This is a genomic window from Cupriavidus necator (genome assembly GCF_013141915.1).
In the GTDB taxonomy this organism is placed as follows: domain Bacteria; phylum Pseudomonadota; class Gammaproteobacteria; order Burkholderiales; family Burkholderiaceae; genus Cupriavidus; species Cupriavidus necator_B.
Genome location: NZ_SROX01000002.1, coordinates 116,715 through 126,749, shown reverse-complemented (window position 1 = coordinate 126,749; position 10,035 = coordinate 116,715). Strand labels below are relative to the sequence as shown.

Genomic DNA, 10,035 nt, shown 5'->3' with positions numbered 1-10,035 from the left:
TCGCCAGCGACTCAGTCCGGCACCGCCATGACCCCGCTCTTCAGCAGCGCGGCAACCAGGTCAGACTGCGTCACCATGCCGACCACGCGGCGTTGGTCGTCGATCACGGGCGCGTGGTGCAGCCCGCCGTCGGAGAAGGCCTGCGCCAGTTCCACCATCGGCTGCTCGGGGCGCGCGGTGACGACGGCGCGCGTCATCAGGTTGCGCACGGTGCCGGCCAGGCGACGCGCGCCAGTGTCGCGCTGCGCTGCAAAAAAATCGCTCTGGGTGATGATGCCGACCAGCTTGCGGGTGGCGTCGACCACCGGCAAGGCCTTGATGCGGTGCCGCGACAGCAGGTGCCCGGCCTCCTGCGCGGGCTGGTCCGGCGTCACGGTGATCACGTCGCGCGACATGATTTCGCCGCACAGCACGTTGCCGAAGTGACGGCGGTAGGCGCGCAGCTGCGCCGCGACCAGGATCTGCTCGAGGTCGTCTTCCTCGATATCGAGGAATTCGCCGCGCACTTTCAGCGCGGCATCGAGGTCGGCACGGGTCACGCCCAGACGCTGCGACGGCGGCACGTCCCTGGTGCCATGCTGCACGGCAGGTTCGGGGGGACGGTGCGGGTAGCGCCGCCGCGACAGGTTGTTGAAGGCCAGCGCCATCAGCAGCAGCAGCATCGAATTGAACAGCACCGGCACAGCCACGAAGCCGAAGCCCAGCGCACTGACCGCCGGCCCGCCGAAGACGGCGGTGATGGCGACCGCGCCGCTGGGCGGGTGCACGCAGTGGAACTGGAACATCAGGGCGATGGCGACGGCCACCGCCACGGCGGCGGCCAGACCCGGGTCCGGAATCCAGCGTGCACAGGCCACGCCGATCACCGCCGCGATCAGGTTGCCGCCGATGATCGACCAGGGCTGCGCCAGCGGCGAGGACGGCACCGCGAACAGCAGCACCGCCGAGGCGCCCATCGGCGCGACAAACCACGGATTAAAGCCGCCCAGCGTCTGGTGGCTGATCCACTCCGTGCAGAGCAGGCCGAGCAGGGCGCCGAAGCAGCTCTTGAGCCGCTCTTTGCGGCTGGCGGCAACCGGTAAGGGAACAAATGTGCGCAGCCAGGCACGGGCATTATGCGCCAGGGCGGAGACGGGGGCGGTTGGCATTCTTGTGACGGGGGGCGCTTTGGAATGGTGCGCGTAATATATCACGGGGTGATATATTTGGCCGCCTTTGGTGCAGCGCGTCCCGATACTGGGGCATGCCGCACCGCACAAGAGCAAGGAGCCCCCAACCATGTCGTCTGTCATGCCGGTCGAAAAACGCGACTATGCCGTCAACCGCCGCCTGCTGTTGCTGTCGGTCATCGCGCTGGGCATCGGCGCCCTCAGCACGTTGGCGGCGGATGTGCTGGTCAACCTGATCCGGTTTTTCACCAACCTGTTTTTCTACCAGACGCTGTCGCTGGCGGAGCGCTCGCCGGCGGATCATGTGCTCGGCGCGTGGGTGATCGCGGTGCCCGTCGTGGGCGGCCTGATCGTCGGCCTGATGGCCCGCTATGGCAGCGACAAGATTCGCGGCCACGGCATTCCCGAGGCGATCGAGGCGGTGCTGTTCGGCAAGAGCAAGATGTCGCCACGGGTAGCGGTGCTCAAGCCGCTCTCGTCAGGGATCGTGATCGGCAGCGGCGGGCCGTTCGGTGCCGAAGGGCCGATCATCATGACCGGGGGTTCGCTGGCGTCGTTGCTGGCCCAGTATCTGCACCTGACCGCGGGCGAGCGCAAGGCGCTGCTGGTGGCGGGCGCGTGCGCCGGCATGACGGCGATTTTCGGCACCCCGGTGGCGGCGGTGCTGCTGGCGGTGGAGCTGCTGCTGTTCGAACTGCGCCCGCGCAGCCTGCTGCCGGTGGCGCTGGCGTGCGCGGTGGCCGGTTTCCTGCGCCCGCTGCTGTTCGAGGCCGGGCCGCTGTTTCCGCTGCAGACCGCGGCGGCGGGTACGCCGGCGCTGCTGTCGTGCGTGCTGGCCGGCCTGCTGTGCGGCGTGCTGGGCGCGGGGCTGACGCTGGCGCTGTATCGCACCGAGGACGCATTCTCGCGGCTGCCGCTGCACTGGATGTGGTGGCCGGCGCTGGGCGGGCTGGTGGTCGGCATCGGCGGTTATTTCGAGCCGCGCGCGCTGGGCGTGGGCTATGACGTGATCGGCGACCTGCTGAACAACCGCATCGCCATCGAGATCGCGCTGGCGCTGCTGGCGGTCAAGGCCTTGATCTGGATTGCGGCGCTGGGTTCGGGCACCTCGGGCGGCGTGCTGGCGCCGCTGCTGATGCTGGGCGCGGGCCTGGGCGTGGTGCTGGCTCCGTGGCTGCCAGGTGGTTCGCCGCAGTTGTGGGCGCTGGTATGCATGGCCGGGGTGCTGGGCAGCGTGCTGGGCGCGCCGCTGACCGCCATCGTCTTCGCCTTCGGCCTGACCCACGACACCCAGGCGCTGCTGCCGCTGCTGCTGACCACCGCGGTGGCGTACGGCTTCTCGGTGCTGGCGATGAAGCGCTCGATCATGACCGAAAAAATTGCCCGGCGCGGCCTGCATATCTATCGCGAATACAGTGTCGATCCGCTCGAGCGCGCCCATGTGGACGAACTGATGACGCGCAACGTGGTGACCATCGACGCCGACCTGCCCGTGGCGGAGGCGATGGTGCGCTATTTCGGCGAACACGCGGCGCATCGCGCCTACCCCGTGGTATTCGCTGGACGCGTGCTCGGCATGCTGGAACGCACCGCGATCCGTGCCTTGGCCGCGGGCGAGATGCCGCCTGGCATGCGTTGCCGCGACCTGCTGAGCGCGCCGGCGCAGGTGCTGCTGCCGGGCCAGACTGCGCGCGCCGCTGCGGGCAGCATGGCGGCGCTCAGCGTGGCGCGCCTGCCGGTGGTGGAAAGCGTCGAGACCATGCGCCTGGCCGGCATCGTGTCGCTGCGCGACCTGCTGCGCCCCAGCGGCAGCGTGTTCCATGAAGAATCGCGGCGCGAGCGCTTGCGCGGGCGCGCCGCGGCCTGAGCGGCGCCTATTTGTAGGTCGACAGCAGGATGCTGGTCTCGGTGGCGCTGATGCCGTCGATCAGCCGGATCCGGTCGAGCGCACGGTCGAAGGCCTCGAGGGTCTCGGCGCGCAGCTCGGCGATGATATCCCAGCGGCCGTTGGTGGTGTGCAGCGCCTGCACGTTGGGCTCGCCGCGCAGCGCTTGCAGCACCGTGCGGGTCTTGTTGCCTTCGACGGCGATCGTCATCCAGGCGCGGATGCGGTGTGCCTCGGCCTCGGGCCGCAGGCGCACGGTGTAGCCGACGATCACCCCCTCCTGCTCCAGTTTGTCGATGCGGTTCTGCACGGTCGCGCGCGACACGCGCAGTGCCTGCGCCAGTGCCGTCACCGGCGTGCGCGCGTTGTCACGGAGCAGGGAAATCAGCTGCTGGTCGGTGGCATCCATGGGGGTGGGGGGTGCTTGGGCAAAGCGCCAGCGGAATCTGGCGTTTTGCTCAAGGATAGGCACAAACTGCGCAGGTTGCTGGCTTTTAGGTAACGCGGACTTGCACCAGAATTAAATGGACCGATGGCTTTCCCTGCGGGGATGCCTTCACCCCCATGCCAACCAGGAGCCGCCGTGATCCAGACCCCGACCATCCTGCTAGTCGAGCCGACCTTCTATGACGTGTCGTACAGCATCAATCCGTGGATGGATCCGGCCGCCTGGGCGCGCGATCCGCACGGCATGCATCGCAATGCGATGGAGGCGTTCCACGCGCTGCGCGACGCGCTTGGCCGCGCCGGTTTTGCGGTAGAGGTGGCGCCAGGCGCGCCCGGGCTGCCCGACATGGTATTCCCGGCGAATGCCGCCGTGGTGCTTGACGGGCGCGCATTGCTGGCCCGCTTCCGCTATCCGCAGCGCCGCGGCGAGGAAGCGCCATTCGCCGACATCTTCGGCAAGCTGCGCGAGCGCGGGCTGCTCGATGAGGTCGCGCTGCTGCCAGAAGGCTGCTACCAGGAAGGCGCCGGCGACTGCATCTGGGACGCGGGGCGCGGCCACTTCTGGGCCGGGTTTGGCCCGCGTTCGTCGCACGAGGCGGCGCTGGCGGTGTCGCGCTATTTCGGCAAGGACGTGGTGCCACTGGAGCTGGCCACCGAGCAGAGCTACCACCTCGACGTGTGCTTCTGCCCGCTGTCGGGCGGCGAGGTACTGTACTACCCGCCAGCATTCAGCGAGGCGGCGCTGCGCGAACTGCGCGCGCGCGTGCCGGCGCGGCTACGCATCGAGGCCAGCGCCGACGACCTGCGCCACTTCAGCGTCAATGCCGTCAATCTGGACGACCAGGTGGTAATGACCCGCACCACGCCGCACCTGCGCACGGAGCTGGGACGGCGCGGCTACCAGCTGCATGAGGTCGACCTCTCGCCGTTCATGCTGTCGGGCGGCGGCGCCTATTGCATGACCTTGCGGCTGGACCGCAGCAGCGGGCGCGGATTGGCCGCGGCGGCCGCCTGAACGCAGGCCGGCATGGATAGCAGGGAGAGGGTCATGAAGAACACCGTCCGATCGCTGTTTCTCGACGCGGCCGATGTCGCCAGGCTGGTGGCCGTGATCGGCCCCGAGGCCGCTATCGTCGACCTGGCCGCGCAGGTGCGCCTGGCTTTTGCGCGCTGGGCTGATTTCGACAAGTCCGCACGGCTGGCCAGTCATTCTGCGCGCGGCGTGATTGAACTGATGCCGGTCAGCGACGGCAGCCAGTATGCGTTCAAGTACGTCAACGGCCATCCGCGCAATGCACAGCATGGCATGCCCACGGTGATGGCCTGTGGCCTGCTGGCCGAGGTGGAAACCGGCTTCCCGCTGATGCTGGCAGACCTGACGCTGGCCACCGCGCTGCGCACCGCTGCCACGTCGGCGCTGGCGGCGCGCGCCATGGCCCGGCCCGGCGCCGCGACCATGGCGCTGATCGGCAACGGCGCGCAGGCGGAATTCCAGGTGCTGGCCTTCCACGCGATGCTGGGGGTACGCGAGATCGCCGCCTACGACATCGATCCCGCCGCCACCGCGCGGCTGATGCGCAACCTTGCCGCCGTGCCCGGCCTTGCCATCCGGCGTGCCGATTCCGTCGAGGCCGCGCTGGCCGGCGCGGACATCGTCTCGACCGTCACCGCCGACAAGACCCGCGCCACCATCCTGACGCCGGACATGGTGCGGCCCGGCATGCACCTGAACGCGGTCGGCGGCGATTGCCCGGGCAAGACCGAGCTGCATGCCGATATCCTGCGCCGCGCGCGCATCGTGGTGGAGTACGCACCGCAGACCCGCATCGAGGGCGAGATCCAGCAGTTGCCGGCCGACGCGCCCGTGACCGAGCTGTGGCAGGTGCTGGCCGGCCACGCGCCCGGCCGCGCCGCGGCGGACGAGGTGACCGTGTTTGATTCGGTGGGATTTGCGCTGGAAGACTATGCCGCGCTACGCTGGCTCTACGCCGCGGCGCAGGCGCACCGCGCCGGCACGGCGGTGGAACTGGTGGCGATGCCGCCCGACCCGCGCAACCTGTACGGCTGGATGCTGGCGCAGGCAAACGGCGGTGACGCCGGCAGGCCAATGCCACGGCCCGCGGCCGTGGCCTGAGCCTCAGGCGGCGCGGCCCATCATCAGCTGCGCCCGCAAGAAGCCCTTGACCTCTTCGAGCGAGGGCGTCTTCAGGAACACCATGATGCCCCAGTGCTGCAGCGCATCGGCCACGCCCTCATAGGCCTGGCGGTTGGTGATCACCGCGAAGATCACGTGCTGGCTGGCGAAGAAGTTCTGCAGCTTCTCGACGGTGGCCGACTCGGCGTCGTTGAGCTCGTCGACGTAGTACAGCACCACGCGCGGGTGCTCGCTCACCGAGGTGATGACGGTGTCGAGCACATCGTCGACCACCACGCTCTTGAGCGGCAAGCCCCACTTGCCAAGCTGGCTGTGGATGCGCTGCGCCTCCTGGTGGTTGGGGTGGAACACCACCAGGTCAAGCCCGTGCGGCGACGCCGACTCGGGCCCGATGCGCGTCGCCAGCAGGCGGTGCACGGTTTCCTTGTGGATGCGCCGATGGCCGCCATTGGTCTTCCAGGCCCCCAGTTCGCCGCGCTCGACCATCTTCTGGACCGTGCCCAGGGAGACGTTGAGCAGTTTTGCCGCTGTCCGCGTGCTGTAGTAAGGCTTTTCAGCCAGTGCCGGATCAAGTTTCATCCCATCACCCGTAGTCCATATGGCAGTCGCGCCGACATGGCGCACGCGGCCCCTGGCACTGGCGCCGCGTGATTGTCACTGCCAACAGTTGACTGACCCTGTGTGCCCGACCCGCTCCCCCGCCGGCCGGACTGCTTTTTGTGGTTGTTTTGATCGTTTGTGCATTTCCAGCAAAGTGCAGCGGACTCCGAATGTATTGGATGTCTTGAATGCTGGATTTGCTGGAAGCTAATAATATGCCGCAAACGACAAAGTATCTGTAGGAAAAAACATAAATCTGCAGAGCTTTTGTTTCTTAACGCACATTGAGTGCATTCTGATGACAAGCGGTCGTCTGTGCAGACACGCTCGCCTCGTCATGGTTCCCAACGGCGCGATGTCGGCCGCGTGCTGAATTCAGCGGGCGCTTCACAATCCGTACTTGCGCACCTTGTCGAACAGCGTAGTCTTGGCCACCCCCAGCGCTTCGCTGGCGCGGCTGAGGTTGCCGTCGTGGCGGCGCATGGCGTCGGCAATCAGCGCGCGCTCGAACTGCTCGACGGCTTGCGCCAGCGGCATGGCCTCGGGTGCGGTGGCGCCGTGGCCAGGGTTGCAGCCCAGCCCCAGCACGTGGCGCTCGGCCAGGTTGCGCAACTCGCGCACATTGCCCGGCCATGGGTAGGCCACCAGCGCGGACAGTTCGGCCGGCGTGGCCGGCACCGCGTCGCGTCCGAAGCGCAACGCGGCCTGCGCGACGAAATGCTCGAACAATGCCGGCACGTCCTCGCGCCGCTCGCGCAGCGGCGGCAGTTCCAGCGTGATCACGTTGAGGCGGTAGTACAGGTCCGCGCGGAACTGGCCGGCATCGGACTGCGCGCGCAGGTCTGCCTTGGTGGCGGCTACCACGCGGGCGTTGACCGGCACCGGCTGGTTCGATCCGAGGCGTTCCACCACGCGTTCCTGCAGCACCCGCAGCAGCTTGATCTGCAGCGGCATCGGCATGCTCTCGATCTCGTCGAGAAACAGCGTGCCGCCTTCCGCATGCTCGATCTTGCCGATGCGGCGGCGCGCAGCGCCGGTGAAGGAACCGGCCTCGTGGCCGAAAATCTCGCTTTCGAACAGCTGCTCGGGCAGGCCGCCGCAGTTGATCGCGACAAAATTGCGCGCATGGCGCTGGCTGGCCTCGTGCAGGCAGCGCGCGACCAGCTCCTTGCCGGTGCCGGTCTCGCCGTGGATCAGCACGTTGGCGTCGGTGCCGGCCAGGTCCGCGATCAGCCGCCGCAGCCGCTCGACGGCGGGCGAATGGCCGATCAGGCGGGTTTCCAGTTTCTCGCGGCCGGCCAGCCGTTCGCGCAGTTCTGATACTTCGAGCGCGAGCCGGCGCTGTTCCAGCGCGCGGCGGGTGGCATCGACCAGCTGCTCGGGCGAGAACGGTTTTTCCAGGAAGTCGTAGGCGCCTTGCTTCATCGCCTGCACCGCCAGCCCCACGTCGCCGTGCCCGGTGATCATGATCACCGGCAGGGCGGGATCGCGCGCGCGCAATTGCGCCAGCAGCGCCATGCCGTCCTGGCCGGGCAGGCGGATGTCGCTGACCACCACGCCGGCGTAGCCCGGGCCGGCCTCGCGCAGCGCGGCCTCGGCGCTGCCCACGCCGCGCGTGGCAATGCCCTCCAGGCGCAGCGCCTGCTCACAGCCCAGGCGCACGTCGGCATCGTCTTCGACGACCAGCACGGTCAGATCAGCCGGCATGTTCAGCATCCTGTGAATTCGCTTCCGGCGCCAGCGGCAGCACCAGCGTGAAGCAGGCACCGCCGTCCGGATGGTTGGTGGCGGACAGGCTGCCGCCGTTCTCGTTGAGGATGCCGGCCGACAGCGTCAGGCCCAGCCCCAGCCCCTGGCCGGCGGGCTTGGTGGTGAAGAACGGTTCGAACAGCCGCGAGAAGGCCTGTTCGGACAGGCCGGCGCCGTTGTCGCGCACGGTCAGGTGGACCATGCCGGCGGCCACGTGCGCATGCAGCGCGATGCGCGGGCCGGGCCTGCCGGCCACGGCGTCGAGCGCGTTGCCGAGCAGGTTGACCAGCACCTGTTCCAGCCGGTTGGGGTCGCACACCACCGCCAGGGACGGAGCGACATCGCGCTGCAGCGCTGGCTGCACCGCGTCCACGCGGGTCTGCAGCAGGAACAGCGCGTTGTCGACCGCCTCGGCCAGCCGGGCCTGGCGCGCGCCATTGCCGGGCTTGCGCGCGAACGACTTGAGCGCGCCGGTGATGCGGCCCATGCGCTCGACCAGGCTGATGATGGTGTCGAGGTTGGCGCGCACCGTGGCGTAGTCGCCGCGCTCGAGGAACTTGCCGGTATTGCCGGAGATCGTGCGCAGCGCCGCCAGCGGCTGGTTCAGCTCATGCGCGATGCCGGTCGACATCTGCCCCACGGCGGCCAGCTTGCCGGCCTGCAGCAGCCCGTCCTGGGCCTGGCGCAACACGGTCTCGGCGCGGATGCGTTCGGCAACCTCGGCCTGCAGGCGCTGGTTGGTGGTGGACAGGTCGGCGGTGCGCTCGGCCACCTTGCGCTCCAGCTCGCTATTGGCCGCCTCCAGCGCCGCGCGCGCCGCCAGGCGTTCATTGATGATGCGCCGGCGCACGTTCCAGGCGGCGCCCAGCAGCAGCACGAAGGCGGTCAGCACGCCGGCCAGCGCCGCCGTGTTGAGCGCGGCCACGCGCGCCTGCGAGGTATTGGTCAGCAGCGTCAGCTGCCAGTCGGTGCCGGGCAGCGCGGCATGCTGGGCCAGCATCGGCGGGCCGCGGCGCGGGCGCACCAGCTCGTCGCTGCTGCTGCCGTTGCCATTGTCCAGCTTGCGCACCAGGGCCAGCGGCAGCTGCGGCAGCGGGGCGCGGTTGTACTGCAGGCTGCGTGCCAGGCGCTCGCGCGCCTCGGTCGACAGCGGGCGCAGCGCGGCCAGCTTCCACGACGGGTCCGAGGCCAGGATCACCACGCCGTTCTCGTCGCTCAGCAGCATCTGGCTGTCGGCGCCCTGCCAGCGGTTTTCCAGCGGCTCCAGGCCGATCTTGACCACCGCCACGCCCACCGGGTTGTCGCGCTCGCCCAGCGGCGCCGACAGGTAGTAGCCCGATTCGCTGCGGGTGGTGCCGACGCCGTAGAAGCGGCCGAGCTGGCCATCCATGGCCGCGCGGAAATACGGGCGGAAGCTCAGGTCTTCGCCAAGGTAGCTGTCCGGGCGCTGCCAGTTGCTGGTGGCCAGCACCTTGCCGTGCGCGTCCAGCACGTAGATCACGCGCGTGCCGGCGCGGGTGTTGAGCGCGCTCAGGTAGTCGTTGGCGCGCGCGGCGCGCGATGCGTCGTCCGGGCGCAGCAGCAGCGCGGCGATGCGCTCGTCCAGCGACAGCAGGCCGGGCACGTAGTCGTAATGCGCCAGCTCGCTTTCCAGCGCCTGCGTGTACAGCCGTAGCTGCACCTGGCCGCGTTCGGCCTGGCGCGCCAGCGCGGTGTCGTAGGTGTAGCGGTAGCCGAGCGCGCCGGCCAGCCCCACCAGCACCGCCAGCGCCAGCAGCGCGAGCAGCGGCGCGGCGCCGCGCAGGCCGTGGGGCAGGCGCGAGCCGTTGGCCGCGGCGGACGCTGCGGCGTTGGCGCGGGTGGTCTCGCCGGGAGGGTGGAACGGGCCGGTCATCAGGTGTTGGGTGAGGCAGGTGGCAAAGCCGCCGCGCCGGCAGTGGCTTGAGCTTGGCGCGGGAGCCTACTTTTACCACACCAACGGGGGGTATCGGCCGCACAGAACGCAAAAAGGCCCGGTTGCCTGATCGGCA

8 protein-coding genes are annotated in these 10,035 nt (G+C 69.1%); 3 read left to right on the top strand and 5 right to left on the bottom strand.

Features of this window, described 5'->3' with window-relative positions; translation table 11 throughout:
* Positions 1-11: 11 nt before the first annotated feature.
* The gene (locus E5S69_RS05530) at positions 12-1,148 is read right to left on the bottom strand and encodes an HPP family protein (protein ID WP_171514024.1); all 1,137 of its coding nucleotides are present in this window, start codon (positions 1,146-1,148) and stop codon (positions 12-14) included.
* A 130-nt stretch (positions 1,149-1,278) separates the two neighbouring features.
* Between E5S69_RS05530 and E5S69_RS05525 the strand changes: the two genes are divergently transcribed.
* A complete protein-coding gene (locus E5S69_RS05525; RefSeq protein WP_171514023.1) occupies positions 1,279-3,036 on the top strand; it encodes a chloride channel protein in 1,758 nt (585 codons plus the stop codon).
* Between the two features lie 7 nt (positions 3,037-3,043).
* Here E5S69_RS05525 and E5S69_RS05520 read toward each other — a convergent pair whose 3' ends face one another.
* Entirely contained in the window at positions 3,044-3,463 is a 420-nt protein-coding gene (locus E5S69_RS05520; RefSeq protein ID WP_171514022.1) for an Lrp/AsnC family transcriptional regulator, read from the bottom strand.
* A 174-nt stretch (positions 3,464-3,637) separates the two neighbouring features.
* Here E5S69_RS05520 and E5S69_RS05515 point away from each other — a divergent pair, with 174 nt between their 5' ends.
* Both E5S69_RS05515 and E5S69_RS05510 read left to right on the top strand, forming a co-directional pair.
* Positions 3,638-4,516 carry an arginine deiminase-related protein gene (locus E5S69_RS05515; RefSeq protein ID WP_171514021.1) on the top strand — a complete coding sequence of 293 codons (879 nt, stop codon included), beginning with the start codon at positions 3,638-3,640 and terminating at the stop codon, positions 4,514-4,516.
* 33 nt (positions 4,517-4,549) lie between these two features.
* Complete coding sequence (locus E5S69_RS05510; RefSeq protein WP_171514020.1) at positions 4,550-5,635, top strand: ornithine cyclodeaminase; 1,086 nt, start codon at positions 4,550-4,552, stop codon at positions 5,633-5,635.
* Positions 5,636-5,638: 3 nt separating this feature from the next.
* Here E5S69_RS05510 and E5S69_RS05505 read toward each other — a convergent pair whose 3' ends face one another.
* The 3 genes from E5S69_RS05505 to E5S69_RS05495 all read right to left on the bottom strand — a co-directional run bounded on the left by E5S69_RS05505 (position 5,639) and on the right by E5S69_RS05495 (position 9,899).
* Positions 5,639-6,235: a helix-turn-helix domain-containing protein gene (locus E5S69_RS05505; protein ID WP_171514019.1), complete on the bottom strand. Its 597-nt coding sequence runs from the start codon at positions 6,233-6,235 to the stop codon at positions 5,639-5,641.
* Between the two features lie 408 nt (positions 6,236-6,643).
* Positions 6,644-7,963 carry a sigma-54-dependent transcriptional regulator gene (locus E5S69_RS05500; RefSeq protein ID WP_171514018.1) on the bottom strand — a complete coding sequence of 440 codons (1,320 nt, stop codon included), beginning with the start codon at positions 7,961-7,963 and terminating at the stop codon, positions 6,644-6,646.
* A complete protein-coding gene (locus tag E5S69_RS05495; RefSeq protein WP_171514017.1) occupies positions 7,953-9,899 on the bottom strand; it encodes a sensor histidine kinase in 1,947 nt (648 codons plus the stop codon). Before E5S69_RS05495 ends, E5S69_RS05500 begins: the two co-directional genes overlap by 11 nt.
* Between the last annotated feature and the right edge of the window lie 136 nt (positions 9,900-10,035).

Bases quoted from the DNA above. Each gene is read 5' to 3' on its own strand.
- E5S69_RS05530 (WP_171514024.1), bottom strand. From the start codon at position 1,148: ATGCCAACCGCCCCCGTCTCCGCCCTGGCGCATAATGCCCGTGCCTGG.
- E5S69_RS05525 (WP_171514023.1), top strand. From the start codon at position 1,279: ATGTCGTCTGTCATGCCGGTCGAAAAACGCGACTATGCCGTCAACCGC.
- E5S69_RS05520 (WP_171514022.1), bottom strand. From the start codon at position 3,463: ATGGATGCCACCGACCAGCAGCTGATTTCCCTGCTCCGTGACAACGCG.
- E5S69_RS05510 (WP_171514020.1), top strand. From the start codon at position 4,550: ATGAAGAACACCGTCCGATCGCTGTTTCTCGACGCGGCCGATGTCGCC.
- E5S69_RS05505 (WP_171514019.1), bottom strand. From the start codon at position 6,235: ATGAAACTTGATCCGGCACTGGCTGAAAAGCCTTACTACAGCACGCGG.
- E5S69_RS05500 (WP_171514018.1), bottom strand. From the start codon at position 7,963: ATGCCGGCTGATCTGACCGTGCTGGTCGTCGAAGACGATGCCGACGTG.
- E5S69_RS05495 (WP_171514017.1), bottom strand. From the start codon at position 9,899: ATGACCGGCCCGTTCCACCCTCCCGGCGAGACCACCCGCGCCAACGCC.